The following is a 14,672-nucleotide window of genomic DNA, read 5'->3' as shown; positions in this document are numbered from 1 at the left end:
GGTTTTCCCTCGATGCAAGCGTGCGCGCTTGATATGCCCATGACGGGGATTGGCGCAAACGTCGCGCCGTTCAATGCTTGATGGGTGGGTGAAAAATTCTCAGGCAGCAGGCATCGCTTTTTTCTCCATGACGACGCACATCGGCATGCCCGCCCCCACGAAGACGCCAACAATATGGCGTCTCCGGGAAATACATCATGAAATCGATTTACGTCGTCCGCTTGATTCGCATCATCGCCACCCTCGCCATCGCCGGCGTTACCGCATCGGCGTTCGCCGGTCCGGACTGGGAAGTCATCAATCGTGCCCGTCTTGCGAGCATCCAGGCACGCAAGGCCACGGTCACCACGAGTTCGACGTCAACGAGTGCATCGCGCACCGAAATTAGGACGGACGGCGCCAGCGGGGCCACGACTGCCGTCAACAAGACAGTCGTTCATTACCGCTGAGCATCAGGGAAACGGGGCTGTGGAATCAGCTCAAATACCCGCGTACCACTCGTAGCCCCGATCTTCCCAATACCCGCCCCGGCCGCCCCAGACCTTGTCGAACGAGGTCACGACCTCGATTCGCATCAGGTACTTGGCTTGCTTGTAACCTAGCTGTCGCTCCACTCTCAGACGCAACGGCGCGCCGTGCGCCACGGGGAGATCCTTCCCGTTCATGCCGTATGCGAGGATCGTTTGCGGATGATAGGCGTCGAGCAGATCGATACTTTCGTAATAGCGTCCGCTGCCATCGAGCGATGCTTCCAGCTCGTCTGCGCAATAGAACACCACATAACGCGCACCGGGCTTCACTCGGGCGGCATCCAGCACCCGCCCGAGTGCCACCCCGGTCCATTGACCAATGGCGCTCCAACCCTCGACGCAGTCGTGCCGGGTAATCTGGGTGCGCGACGGCAGACGCTTCAGATCGGCAAGCGTCAAGTCCAGTGGCTGCTCCACCAGTCCGCGAATCTGCAATCGCCAGTCCGCAAATTGGTTGGCCAGCAAGCGGTTGTACTCGTCGGACTCCGGCGCCTGGGTGCCATTGGCGCGAAACACCGGCGACAGGTCGGCAACGCTGAACTGGGGGGCCATTGCCTGGCGTCCGAGCAACCCTCGCTGGCTCGCCATCGTGAGCTTTTCCGTGCTGCGCAGCACGGAACCGCCCGCAGCACTCTGCGTGATTCGATCGCACCCGGAAAGCAACGCACCCCCGACGCCAGAGACCAGCGTGGTGAGCCATTGACGTCGCGAGAACCCGGTTTTCATTGCACTTCTCCTGAACGATCGATGGCGTAGCGTCCGTTGACCATCGAGCGCATGTTGTTCCAGAAACCCGACAGCACGACCATCAGCACATGAACGACAACGAATAGCACCAGCAGCGTCGCCGTGATGAAGTGCAAGGTGCGCGCGGACGGACGCCCGCCGAACAGGTCGGGCAGGAACGGAAAGACAGCGTCCATGCCTGGCGACATCGTCAGGCCGGTCAGGACCATCAACGGCAACAGACCTAACGCTACGGCGAGATAGGTCAGCTTTTGCAAGGCGTTATAGCGCCGCGCTTCCTCCCCTTTGGCGAATCGCAGGCGCGCATGGTCGACGAATTCCTGCCACAAATGTTTCGGCGTCAACTGATCGGCGCCGGGCAGCAGATCGCGGCGAATGTGACCGCGCAACAGCCCATGCAAAAGATAGATCGCGCCATTGACGACCAGCAGCCACGCGAAGGTGAAATGCCAGTTCCTACCGGCGCCCAGGTCATGGTAGGAAGGAATCGTCAGCCACTCGGGGAACGCTCGGGGAGCGAGTTGACCGGCCTCTCGGGAAACACCGAGAACGCCCGTCGTCTCGACGCGAAGTGAACCGATCGCCACGTAGCCATGCAATCCGTCGGCGCGCTGTTGCGATCCAATATCGAGTAACGCGTGGTCCGCGTCCGCGCCGAACTTCCCCCAGTAGAGCCTGGGATGGGCATTGAAAATCTGCAGTCCGCTAAGCAGCAACACGGACAAACAGATCACATTGAGCCAGTGCGTGATTCGCACGATGACGGAGTGCCGTCTGATGAACTGTCGAGAGGGCTTCGGCGCTGCGCCCTGGCTGACAGGCATTGCATTGCGGGAATTCATGAAAAGCCTCGCATGGGAGGCTGACGGACACCGTCCGCCAGCCTGCGCGATTACATCGGCGGTACAACACCGTCCTTGCCGACGATCAGTTGGCCGGCGGACAGCGTACCGCTGGCATCCTTCTGCGTCGGGATAAACACCGCCGTTCCGGGCTTCACATCGCCCACCGTCGCGGGCGCCAGCGTGACGACCGGCGTGCCGTTAGGAATCGAGATCTTCTTTTCCTGACCGTGATATTTGACGGTGACAACGCTACCGTCCACGGACTGCACGGCGTCGCCTACCGTGGCATTGGTCATGGAGCTGTTCGGCTTCAAATCCCAGCCGAAGCTACCTTCCCCACGGCCCTTCATGGCGGGCGGAAAAATGAGGACTTCCAGCGCGCCGTCACCGCCCTCGGACTTGGGCAGCGAGGCAATGCCGACGAAGTCGCCGGGTTTGATGTCGCTGATACTGGCCTTCTTGACGGCCGACACCATCCAGCCGGTCGTCAGCTTTACGCTCACCTGCTGCCCTTCGCGCGATTTCACTTCGAGCTTGTCGCCCGCCAGCGCGACCACCACACCGCGCACACGCACGCCCTGATCCGCCGCCACGGCGACGCTCATGGCGCTGACGCTGAGCACAGCGCCGGCCAAACTACCCACCAGAAATTTCTGAAGACTTGAAATCGACATGCCGAATCTCCTGAGCGCTATAGGCGTGTGCCGCACCGATGCGACACACGCAAGAAACGCCATCGAAAGCTGCGCCAGTGACCTTCCGACGGCAAAGAAAACCACAAATCAACCAACTAGTTGGTTGACATCGAAATCCAAAAAATGAGCGCGTTATGCGCTTCCCCAAGATCACAATGATCGCCAATCTACTAGTTGGTTGGTTTTGAGTCAACCCCATTGAATCGTGGGCCGCATCTCGTTAGCACCTCCTGTCTACGCCGTCGTTCGACAGCCGCAGGCAGGAGGTAATGAACATCAGCACCTTTACTGTTGCACTGGCAGATGCGATTCGGCTTTCGCTCGCAGCGGATGGCCGCTTGTGGATTCCCGCTGGCCGATGGCGTCTTGTTTAAGGCCCCAGAAGTAAGTCACCAGAAGGCAAGGCAGCATTGATGCAATCGAATACGCCACACCCGCCAGTTGATTCCCCGTGAGATTGACCAGCGTGAGACTGAACAGCGGAAGAAACCCGCCGAACAGCACGTTTCCGAATTGCTGCGACAGCCCGAATCCGGTGGTTCGGCTCTGCGGCGGGAACGATTCGGCAATGAAAGCGGGCAGCGGCGCCATGATCATGGCGGTGAGGAGCGCAAGCACCGTAATGAGCGCCGTCACATAAGACCACTGCGCCGCCAGCACGTAGGTCCGAATGCCGGCAAAGCACGGGTATGCCGCGATGGCCCAGAGCACGACGCCGATCAGGATGACTTTGGCTCGTCCGATGGCGTCGGACAATCGCCCGAACAACGGGTACGTGGGCGCCGCGATCACAATCGCAATGCCGAGGCAAAGACTCGCCCTCGTCGGCTCGACTTTCAGAACGTTCTCAAGGAAATAGAGCATGTAGACGATCGACGTGTACAGCGACACCGATGTCGCGCCCTGCGCACCGAACATCGCGACAAAGATCGCCTTCCATGACGTCTTGCTCTTGAGCGTGTCCTGAAGTGGCGTCGCCGAAAGCAAGCCGGCATGCTTGAGCTCGGAGAAGATCGGCGTCTCCTTCATCCCCAGGCGAATCCATGTTGCGACGCCGACAATCGGGGCGGAAACGAGGAACGGAACGCGCCATCCCCAGGACAGGAAGCTTGCAGGATCGAGCAGCCACTTGAGCGCGGAGACGATCAGCAAGGCAAGCAACAGCCCGACGCTTGCGGTGCTTTGAAGCACGCTTGTCGCCATGCCCTTGCGCCCGGCTTGCGCATGCTCCATGACGTAGACGACCGCCGAGCCATACTCCCCGCCAAGCGCGACACCCTGGATGATCCGCAGCGCCAGCAGCGCGATGGGCGCCGCCGCACCGATGGCCGCATACGTCGGCAGACATCCGATGCCGACAGTTGCTGCGCCCATCATCAGGAGGGTGACGACAAATGTCTTCTTTCGTCCGATCCTGTCGGACATGGGGCTGAAAATCAGCGTTCCGACCGGCCGGGCGACGTATGCAATGCCGAATGTCGCAACGCCTGCCAGCGCAGCCACCACGCGATCTGTCGATGGCAGGAACAACCCGGTCAGTGTTGACGTCAGCGCGACATAGATGAAGAAATCGTAGTACTCGAGCATGGTGCCGACACTCGCGCTCGCAATGAGACGAAGCATGCCGGGCCCGGCATGCCCGGGCCGTTGATCGTTGAACATAGGTGTCTCCTGGATACTGATTCTTTGGCCGTTGCGTCGCGCATTCACGACCTCGGCTCTTTGATGGCTACATTCCGTACGGTTCTTGCAACGGCGCTTTTCAGGTTTGCTTTCCTGCCGCTCTGGTTTCGATAAATCGCGTCACCGCCTCCTTGTGCTCGCTTCCACAAAGCAGAATGGCCTGCATGCTCGCGGCCATTTCGAGCGCGACGGGCAGCGAGGCGGACGCCGATTCCCGCACCAACCGTTTGGCCATGCGTGCGGCTCCGGGCGGATGTGCGGCGATTCGCTGCGCCAGCGCCAGCGTCTCGGCGTCCAGACGATCGTCGGGCGTCACCCGGGTCACGATGCCCAGGCGTTCGGCTTGCGCGGCATCGATGAATTCGCTCGTGAGCGTCATTTCCAGCGCCTTGGCAGGCCCGACCACGCGATTGAGAAACCAGGCGCCCCCGATGCCCGACACGAGCCCAAGACGCAGAAAACTCTCGGCGAACACGGCGCTCTGCCCTGCCACCCGGATATCGCACATCAACGCCAGATCGAAACCGGCGCCGATCGCCGCGCCGTTGACCGCACAGACGGACGGAACCTCCATGTCGTTGAGTGCGCGGGGGATGCGATGCAAACTCCCCAGCAGACGCTCGCGCACGGCCTCGATGCCGCCGTCCATCAGATCGCGCCCGCTTTGCATGTCTTTCACGTTTCCGCCGGTGCAGAAATGCTTCGCCGAAGAACGCAACAGCACGCAACGCACATCTCGACGATGCGCAATCGCTTCGAGCTCGGTCGAAAGCGCTTCGGTCATCGCCACCGTGAGCGCATTGCCGTTCTGGGCAGCGTTGAGCGTTATCGTCAAAACCCCGGCATCAAATGACGTCAGAACCAGGGATTCCTTCTCAGCAACTTGTGTTGACACGACCTGCACCTCCTCCAAAAACCTGCGGTTACGCCGGGATGATGTTTTTCCAGCGCGTTCAGCGATTCAAAAATCTCGCGGGGCGACGTTCGGGAAACATGGACATCCGCTCCCTCTGACCGATCAGGGCAAACCCCGCCTGAAACCATCGACGTTCAAACAGCAAGCCTTCCTGCCCCATGATCGTTGGGACGTGTCGGAGGCACCGCGCTCGCCCGAATCGCGCCGATGTCTAGCAACTCCGCGATTTCTGCATCGCTGATGCCGTAGCGCTGGAGGACTTGCCGCGTGTGTTCGCCGTTTAACGGCGCCGCAAGATCGACATGCCCGGTCGCACCGTCGGCCGCACTCAAGGCAAACCGATGGGTTCGAATGCGCCCGGCAATGGGGTGATCCATCGTCGACGCGAGTCCGCTCTGCAAATACTCTTCCGACGCCATCACGTCGCTGTATGTCGCAACGGGCGCGCAAATGATGTCGCGAGCGCAGAGTCGTGCCATCCAGTCGGTCGTGGTGCGCTCGGTGAACTTTGATGCGAGCAACTCATGCAAGGCTGCCCGGTGGCGCACTCGCTCGTCATTGGTCGAAAATCTCGGATCCGACGCTAACCACGGCATATCCAGTTCTTCGCAAAGCGCCGTCCATCGCGCCGGGTGATAGGCGACGACGACCATCCAGCCGTCCTGGGTCGGATAGGCCTCGTTCGGCGCCGCATAGGGCGCAGCGCTTCCGACCTTGTCCGGGTTTCGACCGGAGGCGAAAAACGACGCGAAGCCGATTTGCTGCAACATCACCGTCGCGTTGTAGAGACTGACGTCGAGGTATGCGCCGCCTTTGCCGTCGCGCACACGATGAAGTGCAGCGAGGATGGCGAGCGCCGCCAGATAGCCGCCGAGCATATCGGCGATCGGCACCGGCACTTTCAGGGGATCGGCGTTTGTCGAACCCAGTGTGCTCATCAGGCCGCTCGCCGCCTGAATGATGCCGTCGACACCGGGGCGCGTGCGATTGGCGCCGTTCTGGCCGAAGGCGGAGACGGAGCAATAGACGAGTTGCGGGTTGATCTCGCGTACCGCGTCGAAGGACAGTCCCATCGACGCCATGACGCCCGGTCGGAAGTTCTCGACGAGCACGTCGGCGTCGCCGAGCATTCTGCGGATCACGCGCCGGCCCGCATCGGTTTTCAGGTCGATGGAAGCGCTCAACTTGTTGCGGTTGACGCTGATGAACGCGGGGCTTTCTCCGCTCACCCAGGGCGGCCCGATCTTGCGGCCAAGCTCGCCTTCAGGGGGCTCGATCTTGACGACGTGCGCACCCAGATCCGCGAGCGTCATCGAACACACCGGACCGGCAAGAACGTGCGAGAAGTCGAGTACGCGCACGCCACTTAGGCTGTCTCTTAACATTTTCGATTGTCCTGTCTCCTTGACTTGCCGGAATGCCAAGCCATGAGACGAGCATAGGGAGCGTGCTCGCGAGCAACAATCGACTTTTTCGAAGCGATGCTTTGACTTTTTGTTAAAGGGTGTGCTGCGGCGTACTACTCAGCTACGAGCGTTACCAGCCAGTCCCGAAAGATTTCGAGCGCTGCCGACGACCGGCGCTTTGCCGGCCACGCGAAGTAGTAGGTGTGTGCGCCGCGGTCCAGTTGAAACGCGAACGGGGCGACGAGCGTGCCCTGGCTCAACTCCGGGCGTACGAGTGCCTCCTGCGCAATGGCGACCCCGTGCCCTTCAATCGCCGCCTGATAGGCGAGCAAGGATGTCTCGTAGCGCATTTCCCGTCGTCGCGCGTTCAGTGGCATGCCTGCCGCCTTGAGCCAAAGTTGCCAGTCCTCGGGACGCGCCAGCGAGTGCAATAGCGTTTCTCCCTGAAGTTGCGCGCCACGCTTGACCGGGTGCGACGGCGCGGTGACCGGAACGAGCACATTGCGCATGAGTCGTTGCACTTCGACGCCCGGCCAATCGCCGTCGCCAAGTTGAATGCCGCCGTCGATATCTTCTCGTGCAAAGTTGAGCGGCGCCGGCGAAGTCGTGAGTTGCACTTCGATATCGGCGTGCTGCCGGTGGAAATTAGCCAGTCGCGGAATCAGCCATCTCACGGCGAACGTCGCCGGGGAGCGGATCTTCAGTACGCTTGCGCGGCGTCCGGAGGCGCGCAGGCTGGTGGTCGCGTCCCGAAGCGCAGCGAAGACCGGCATCAACTCCGCCAGATAACTCGCCCCGGCGGCGGTCAGTTCCAGCCGCCCTTTCACTCGCTCGAACAACTCGACCCCGAGGTACTGCTCAAGCGTTCGGACTTGTCGGCTGACCGCCGCCGGCGTGACCGCCAGCTCATTGGCCGCTTTTGAAATGCTCAGCAGGCGGCCCGTCGCCTCGAAAGCACGTGCGGGGTTCAGCGGGGGAAGCGACTCTCGACGGTCCATTGGCAAGGTCCAGGCTTGAGATGGGTTGACGAGATTCTCTGCCACATCGAACAAATGGGCAATATTCGTCGCTCACACCGTCGTGCCGCTCCACGATCTCATCGGTAGACAGCGCTTACGTCTCTACCAAAGCTCTCCATGACCTTACCTAGCCTCCCAATCCGTATTCGACGGATTTATAGGATTAGGCAATAACCATAGACGTTCTCTCATTGTCGCCACAGGTGGCCGTCCCTAGTATTCATCTCGTCCCCCCGCCCTGATACCAAGGAAGACTCACCATGATCCAAGTCCACAACCCCGCTGACGGTTCGCTCGTTGGTGAAGCCCCGGAACTCACACTCGACGAAGTCAAAGCCGCCGTCGATCGTACCTGCAATGCTTTCCCCGCGTGGTCGCGCAAGCTCGCCAGGGAGCGCGGCGAACTGCTGCGCAAGTGGTTCGAACTCGTGCGCGACGACAAACGTGCTTTCGCCGAAATCATGGTGAGAGAAAATGGCAAGTGTCTCTCCGATGCCATGGGCGAGATCGACTACGGTCTCGGCTTTATTGAGTGGTACGCGGAGGAAGCTAAACGCGTCTATGGCGATACCATTCCTACCCACGCCGCCAACGCGCAGGTCATCGTGACGAAGGAACCTGCCGGGCCGACAGCCGCGATTACGCCATGGAATTTCCCGTTCATGATGATTACCCGGAAGATCGCCACAGCGCTGGCGGCGGGTTGCACCATGATCATCAAGCCCTCGGAGCTCACGCCCCTGACCGCCTACAAGTTGTTGGAGTACGCGCGCAAAGCGGGCATTCCCGAAGGCGTCTTCGAGATGGTCACCGGCAACCCGAAGGAGATCGGTGAAGTCTTCACGGGCGACACGCGTATTCGGAAGATCTCCTTCACCGGCTCGACGGCTGTGGGCAAGTTGCTCGCCAGCGCGTGCGGTCAGGATCTCAAGAAGATGACACTGGAACTCGGCGGCAACGCGCCTTTCATCGTCTTCGACGACGCGAGTTTCGACGACGCCGTTGCGAGTCTCGTCGGCGCCAAGCTGCGCAACTCGGGCCAGGTCTGTATTTCGCCGAACCGGATTTTCGTTCACGACAGCATCCACGACCGCTTCGTCAGCGAAATCGCCCGACGCGTTGCAAACATCCGTGTGGACCAGGGCATGCAGAACGAATCGGTGGTTGGCCCCATGATCAATCAGGCCGGACTGGACAAGGTGGCTGCGCTCGTCGAGCAGTCTCGGACGGAGGGGGCACACGTCGTGCTCGGTGGAAAACCGCATGCCAGAGGGGGCCTGTTCTACGAGCCGACGATCCTCACCGAGCTCAATGACCACATGCAGATTGCCGGCACGGAAATTTTCGGCCCGGTCTTCCCGATCTATCGCTTCTCATCGGAAGACGAGGTCGTTGCGCGCGCCAACAGCACCGAATACGGGCTGGTCGCTTACGTTTTCACCCGCGACCTCGCTCGCGCTTTCCGTATGTCAAAGGGGATCGACGCGGGCATGGTGATTCTCAATACTGGCTCTGTCGGCACGGCGTCCGTGCCCTTCGGCGGCGTGAAACATTCGGGCTACGGACGAGAAGGCAGCCATTACGGCATCGAAGAATATGTCGAGGTCAAATACATTCTGATGAGCGGCCTCGACAGGTAGGGGGACGGGAGCATTGGGGCGATGGCTTTGATCTGCCGTGCCGTCGCCCTTTTAGGGGCTGAGTGCCCTACTTCCTGTCCGCCAACTCAAGTATCTGCGTTTCACTTGTCGCCAACGCGGCCCACAGTTCACGCAACGAGCCCGACGTGTTCTCGCTATCGTGATACAGCCGCAGTTCGAGCTCGAACGTCCAGCGTTTGTCCCCGGCCGGCACCAACGTGCCCTCGGCCAACTCGGTTTCGATAAGACTGCGGGGAAGCCAGGCCACGCCCTCCCCGTTAAGCGCAAGTTGTTTGAGCACGTCCGCCATGTCGCACTCGAAACATGTCGATAGCACGGGAGGCGTCTCGACATCGCGTAGTAACAAGGCGAGGCACGCGCTGAAGTAGGTGCCGGGGCCGTAAGCAATGAGCGGTAACGGATTTGCCGCACTGCCCGGCAGCGCATACCGAGGCGAACCAGTTGCCGTCGGCGCGCAAACGGGAACGAGCGCATCGTTGCCCGCGCATATCGAAATGAAACGGGAGGCGTCGATATGCAAAGGCAGTTCGGCGCGCTCATACGCGAGCATCAGTTGGCACGATCCGTTGAGCAGCATGGCAATCGAGTCATGCACATTCGTCGGAATGATGCGGAAATTGACGGCGCGAAAGTGCGTCTGGATACGCCGAATGAGTCGGGGCAAGAGGCCAACAGCGATCGCGTGTCCGGCGGCCACGTTCAATCCTTCGAGTCCGATACGGTGTTCGGCTCGAATGAGTTCACGGGCCGCCAGCAGGCGACGTAAGAAGCCTTGCGCCGTTTCGAGGAACTGCGCGCCGGCTGGCGTGAGCTCCGGCGGAAACGCGCTCCGATCGATCAGTTCCACGCCCACCCATTGCTCGAGCGACTTGATGCGACGACTCAATCCGGATTGCGTGACGTGACGCACTTCCGCCGTCCGCGAAAAGGTGCGGTGCCGAGCCAATGCCACAAAGTCTTCAATCCACTTGACTTCCATGGCATTCGTCAGCGTTTGGCTTGCCGGACATGCATACGTCTGCCCATGACGCTGGCATCAAGCGGCATAGTCGGAGTTTTCTGCATCCAGTTGCCGCCGCACGCTCGCCAGATGTTGACGGGCGCTGTCTCGTTCTCCCGCACGCATCTGACGGTATGTCTTCTCCGCGATCACAGGATCAATACGCTTGAGCGGCCGTCCGGTCGATAGTGCGAGACGCTGAACCTCACAGGCACGCTCAAGGTAATAGAGATCGTCCCACGCTTCGGCAATGGTCGCGCCCAACACCATGATGCCGTGATTCTTGAGAAATACGACGTCGGCGTTTCCGATGGCGTCTGCAATGCGGTCGCCCTCCGCTGCGTTCATGGCGAGCCCGTTGAATTGCTCATCGACCGAGGTGCGCCCATAGAATTTCAATGCGGTTTGACCGGCCCACTGCAACGGGTCGCCCTCGAGCATCGCCAGCGCCGTTGCGTTGGGCATGTGCGTATGGAACGCCACCTTGATTCGCGGCTGCTTGAGATGCACTCGGGCGTGAATGTAGAAGGCCGTGATCTCCGGAACGCCATCGCCCAGCACGACATTCCCGTGCATGTCACAGACCAGCAGATTCGACGCCGTGATCTCTTCGAAGGCGTATCCGTAGGGATTCACGAGGAACAGGTCTTCCCGACCGGGAAGCACCGCAGAGAGATGGTTGCACACGCCTTCGTGCATGCCCAGCTTCGCCGCCATTCGGAAGCACGCGGCGAGATCGATACGCGCCGCCCGGATCGCAGGGGTGTCCAGTTCGCCCGGTGCAATCGTTGCGCGCGTAGCTCCTTCGATAGCGCTCAGACCATGAGCCATGATGTTTTACCTTCCGAGTTTGAAGTTCGTGCAAAAAATCGTGCAAAAAGGCGCCCGTCAGGCGAAACCCATGACGGGCGTCGTAGCGGATCAATAGTCCGCCTGATCGTTGGGATGCGCGTAAATCTCGCGCAACTGGGGCGTCATCGCAAAATTGAAGTTGATGCCCTTCGGCGGCACAGGCTTCAGAAACCACTTGGCGTATATGGCGTTGATTTCCCCGGAAGTCATGACGCCGGACAAGGTTTGGTCGACGAGTGTCTTGAAGATGGGGTCGTCCTTGCGCACCATGAAGGCGTAAGGCTCTCTCGATTGCGCGGTGCCCGTGACAATCCAGTCATCGGGCTTTCTCGATAGCGTGCGCGCCCCCGACAACAGCACGTCATCCAGCATGAACGCCCTCGCCCGCCCTGATTCGAGCGTGAGGAACGATTCGCCGTAGTCCTTCGCCGAGATGATGTTCATCCCCAGTTTCTTATCGACGTTCATATGGCGAATGATCGTCTCGGCAGTCGTCCCGGCATTGGTCACCACCGTCTTGTTACTCAGATCGCCGAAGTCCTTGATGCCTGAATCCTTGTTGACGAGCAACCGGGTCAACGCAAGGAAAACGGTATCTGAAAATGCGACCTGAGAATGACGGGCCTTGGTGTTGGTGGTCACGCCGCACTCAATGTCGATCGTGCCGTTTTGCAGCAGCGCAATTCGGTTCTGCGAATTGACGGGAACCATGCGGACCATCAGATTCGGTTTGCCCAGTTTCGTCTTTACGGCCTGAATCACCTTCTGGCAAAGATCCTGCGAAAAGCCCACGACATTCTGCTGACTGTCGTAATACGAGAATGGGATGGAGGCTTCGCGATGGCCGACAGCGATCACGCCGCTAGTATTGATTTTGGTGAGCGAGGGGCCGAGATCTTCGGAAAACGCCTGGTGAGACGTCAAGATGAGGGTCCCTAACATCGCGCGGGAGACGAGCCGTTTAATCGATCTCATGAGACAGTGACCTTAATGTGTTGTCCAGCAATCATTTGTGAAAACCTCAAGCGGTCCGCATCGCGCAATCGGGCTGTGCGCTTGGCGTTGAATCCGAATATAGAGGCGTCAAAATAGTTGCCTTATGCGGATTGCGCATGGCTTTCCGCCGCGACGGCATAGGGGTGTAAAAACGGCCTGCACGTTGGCGAGAATCTTCATGCGTGCGGCTCAAGCATCGCGAATTCGACGGCACCGCTGATCCAGCAACCGGCGCTGCCTTCACCGGGCTTACGCAGTGCGACACGAATGCACGACGGACGCCCCATCGCAAAGCCCTGATAGACCCGCATGGTCGAATCATTGCCGGTGAGCCAGCGGTAATGGATTGCGCCGTAAAGCGTGGCGGCGGCGGCAATGCCCGTGGCGGCGTCTTCCGGATAGCCGGAAGCGCGCGGGAATTGCCTCGCATGCAGTTCCAGCGGTTGGGTTCGCTCCACCGCGATGGGGTACAGACCCGTCGAGTCGAGGGCATCGCACAAGGCGGCGACACCGCTGAGCGCCGGGTTGAGCGCGTTAAGCGCTTCGACCGACCGGAGCGGGATCAGCGTCTTGGTACGGCTCGTTCGCGCGTTCACGATGCCGAGTGGGGACAGATCGTCGGGCGAGATTCGCAATACGTCGCAGATGGATTCGATCAGTTGCGGATCGTCGATCGGTTCGACGATGCCGCGCGGTTGCCCGACGTCGATGCGCCGGGTCTCCTCGTCAAACCGAACGTCGACGATACCGCTGAGCGTCTCGACCGTTGCCGTGGCAGACGTCCAGCGTCCGGCCTCGCGCAGCAGCCACATCGCGCCGAGCGTGGCGTGACCGCACATTTCCATTTCGTGCGCCGGCACGAAAAATCGCAAGCGCCAGGTATGTCGCGGGTCGACCGCCCGGCAGACAAAGGCGCTTTCGTGCCCATACCGTGCGGCGATGGCCTTCATCTCGTCGGAAGACAAGGCGTCAGCGTCGAACACGACAGGTGCCGGGTTACCGCCGTTCGGTCCGGCCGAGAAGACGTTGACGAAACGCAGGTCCGGCGAAGTGCCGGCACTGTCGGGGCCGCTCATGGGCGAATTCGGGAGGGATGGCATGTGGGAAACACTCGGGATTGCAGGTGGGCTCAGGATGACGAGGCCGAAAAAGACCGTCGCCTCCGATTGGGCCATTTGGCCCGCCCGATTGGGCCAAATGCTGGCCAGGCTCGCTATGCCGATCCGGGCGGAGACTGGTATTTTCCCGAGGGTGAGGCCGCAGGCAGGGGGTTTCGCGGCCGTGCGGCGCGACGCCTCCCGATCTTCCTTGAACGGCTATACTGACGGTTCGATCGCCTCGCAGATGCGGCGCTGCCAGCAAAATCGTGCTGGGATGGGCGCAGCAATCCGTCGTTGCCGTCGCTCATCCTTGGCAGGCCCGCACCATCAGGGGAACGTAGCGTGAAGCCCTATCCGACCGCCCAACGTCATCTCTGCGGAGATCGTATCGCCGACGTCCGGCATGTGTCGGTCGGTGAGTACCGGACCCAACCGCACATGCATGACGATGAGTTCATGTTTCTGTTGCCGCGTACCGGGCAACTGGTGCTCAACGTCGAAACGAATGTATCGCCGGTGCGTATCTCGCCGAAATCCTTTGTCGTCGTGCCGCCCCGTCGTATGCACGACACGCGGGGTTATCGCGTGGGTCAGGCGCATGTCGCGGTCTACGTTGCGAGCGACTTCGTGTCGTTTTGCGAGCGCAAGGCGAGTCGTAAGCTTTCATGTTCACGTGCGACGATCTGGTCAGCGCCACTGCTGCTGCTCGACGCCGTGCGCGTCGCCACGACGCAACCCTCACCCGATGCTGCCTTTTCTTCGGAGCTCGCCATTTTTCGTGCGGATCTCGCCGCGCAGACACTGGCGGCGAGCTGTGTCGAGGCCGGACTGACGTCGGCCCCGCTGCCGGCCGACCGAGGGGATGCGCAAGTGGAAATCGTGCGCGACATCCGAATGTTCCTCGACAGCACGCTCGATCAACCCGTTTCGCTGGATCGCATCGCATACGAATTCGGCTTGTCGCGCCGCACATTGACGCGACTCTTTCGTGATCTCACCGGCGAGACCGTGGTCGACTACCAATCGCGCCGTCGGGTCGAAGTCGCAGCGGCGTTGCTGAGCGCTCCGGGCATGACCGTGCTGAGCGTGGCAGCAGCGGTGGGGCTCGACTCTCCGTCCTATCTGGCACGGCTTTTCAAGAAGTATGGATACGCCCCGCCGAACGCGTTCAAACACGTCGACTCCGGATCGAACTGAGCGCAGGGCGCCAGGATCGGTTGGG

Annotated in this window: 14 protein-coding genes; 3 read left to right on the top strand and 11 right to left on the bottom strand. The window is 60.7% G+C overall.

Translation table 11 applies throughout. The features are described 5' to 3' along the window. Positions 1–197 precede the first annotated feature (197 nt). The gene (locus tag C5N93_RS24185; protein WP_242561232.1) at positions 198–449 is read left to right on the top strand and encodes a hypothetical protein; all 252 of its coding nucleotides are present in this window, start codon (positions 198–200) and stop codon (positions 447–449) included. A 30-nt stretch (positions 450–479) separates the two neighbouring features. Here C5N93_RS24185 and C5N93_RS24180 read toward each other — a convergent pair whose 3' ends face one another. From C5N93_RS24180 to C5N93_RS24150, 7 genes are all read right to left on the bottom strand, one after another. Further along, positions 480–1,256, bottom strand: coding sequence for a molybdopterin-binding protein (locus tag C5N93_RS24180; RefSeq protein ID WP_242561231.1), 777 nt, complete (start codon positions 1,254–1,256; stop codon positions 480–482). Continuing rightward, entirely contained in the window at positions 1,253–2,119 is an 867-nt protein-coding gene (locus tag C5N93_RS24175) for a cytochrome b/b6 domain-containing protein (protein WP_242561230.1), read from the bottom strand. The genes C5N93_RS24180 and C5N93_RS24175 overlap by 4 nt, the downstream gene beginning before the upstream one ends. 50 nt (positions 2,120–2,169) lie before the next feature. Then, positions 2,170–2,796 carry a hypothetical protein gene (locus C5N93_RS24170; RefSeq protein WP_242561229.1) on the bottom strand — a complete coding sequence of 209 codons (627 nt, stop codon included), beginning with the start codon at positions 2,794–2,796 and terminating at the stop codon, positions 2,170–2,172. 306 nt (positions 2,797–3,102) lie between these two features. Then, positions 3,103–4,479, bottom strand: coding sequence for an MFS transporter (locus C5N93_RS24165; RefSeq protein WP_242561228.1), 1,377 nt, complete (start codon positions 4,477–4,479; stop codon positions 3,103–3,105). Positions 4,480–4,579: 100 nt separating this feature from the next. Then, the gene (locus tag C5N93_RS24160; RefSeq protein WP_242561227.1) at positions 4,580–5,395 is read right to left on the bottom strand and encodes an enoyl-CoA hydratase-related protein; all 816 of its coding nucleotides are present in this window, start codon (positions 5,393–5,395) and stop codon (positions 4,580–4,582) included. A gap of 155 nt (positions 5,396–5,550) precedes the next feature. Further along, positions 5,551–6,801: a CoA transferase gene (locus C5N93_RS24155; RefSeq protein ID WP_242561226.1), complete on the bottom strand. Its 1,251-nt coding sequence runs from the start codon at positions 6,799–6,801 to the stop codon at positions 5,551–5,553. Between the two features lie 134 nt (positions 6,802–6,935). Next, positions 6,936–7,820: a LysR substrate-binding domain-containing protein gene (locus C5N93_RS24150; RefSeq protein ID WP_242561225.1), complete on the bottom strand. Its 885-nt coding sequence runs from the start codon at positions 7,818–7,820 to the stop codon at positions 6,936–6,938. 281 nt (positions 7,821–8,101) lie between these two features. Here C5N93_RS24150 and C5N93_RS24145 point away from each other — a divergent pair, with 281 nt between their 5' ends. After that, a complete protein-coding gene (locus C5N93_RS24145; RefSeq protein ID WP_242561224.1) occupies positions 8,102–9,481 on the top strand; it encodes an NAD-dependent succinate-semialdehyde dehydrogenase in 1,380 nt (459 codons plus the stop codon). Between the two features lie 67 nt (positions 9,482–9,548). On the opposite strand, the gene C5N93_RS24140 is transcribed toward C5N93_RS24145, so the two are convergent. The 4 genes from C5N93_RS24140 to C5N93_RS24125 all read right to left on the bottom strand — a co-directional run bounded on the left by C5N93_RS24140 (position 9,549) and on the right by C5N93_RS24125 (position 13,426). Then, positions 9,549–10,481: a LysR substrate-binding domain-containing protein gene (locus C5N93_RS24140; protein WP_242561223.1), complete on the bottom strand. Its 933-nt coding sequence runs from the start codon at positions 10,479–10,481 to the stop codon at positions 9,549–9,551. Between the two features lie 57 nt (positions 10,482–10,538). Continuing rightward, positions 10,539–11,333, bottom strand: a complete 795-nt coding sequence (locus C5N93_RS24135; RefSeq protein WP_242561222.1) for an aldolase — start codon at positions 11,331–11,333, stop codon at positions 10,539–10,541. A 90-nt stretch (positions 11,334–11,423) separates the two neighbouring features. Then, positions 11,424–12,296 carry a transporter substrate-binding domain-containing protein gene (locus tag C5N93_RS24130; RefSeq protein WP_242561403.1) on the bottom strand — a complete coding sequence of 291 codons (873 nt, stop codon included), beginning with the start codon at positions 12,294–12,296 and terminating at the stop codon, positions 11,424–11,426. Between the two features lie 230 nt (positions 12,297–12,526). After that, positions 12,527–13,426, bottom strand: coding sequence for a PhzF family phenazine biosynthesis protein (locus tag C5N93_RS24125; RefSeq protein ID WP_242561221.1), 900 nt, complete (start codon positions 13,424–13,426; stop codon positions 12,527–12,529). Between the two features lie 366 nt (positions 13,427–13,792). On the opposite strand from C5N93_RS24125, the gene C5N93_RS24120 reads away from it, so the two are divergent. Further along, positions 13,793–14,647 (top strand): AraC family transcriptional regulator, encoded by an 855-nt coding sequence (locus tag C5N93_RS24120; protein ID WP_242561220.1) that lies wholly within the window; start codon positions 13,793–13,795, stop codon positions 14,645–14,647. The last annotated feature ends 25 nt before the right edge of the window (positions 14,648–14,672 follow it).

The sequence above is a fragment of the Pandoraea sp. LA3 genome, assembly GCF_022696215.1.
Taxonomy (GTDB): domain Bacteria; phylum Pseudomonadota; class Gammaproteobacteria; order Burkholderiales; family Burkholderiaceae; genus Pandoraea; species Pandoraea capi.
The sequence above is the reverse complement of the archived record's forward strand: the minus strand, read 5'-3'. Positions and strand labels throughout refer to the sequence as shown.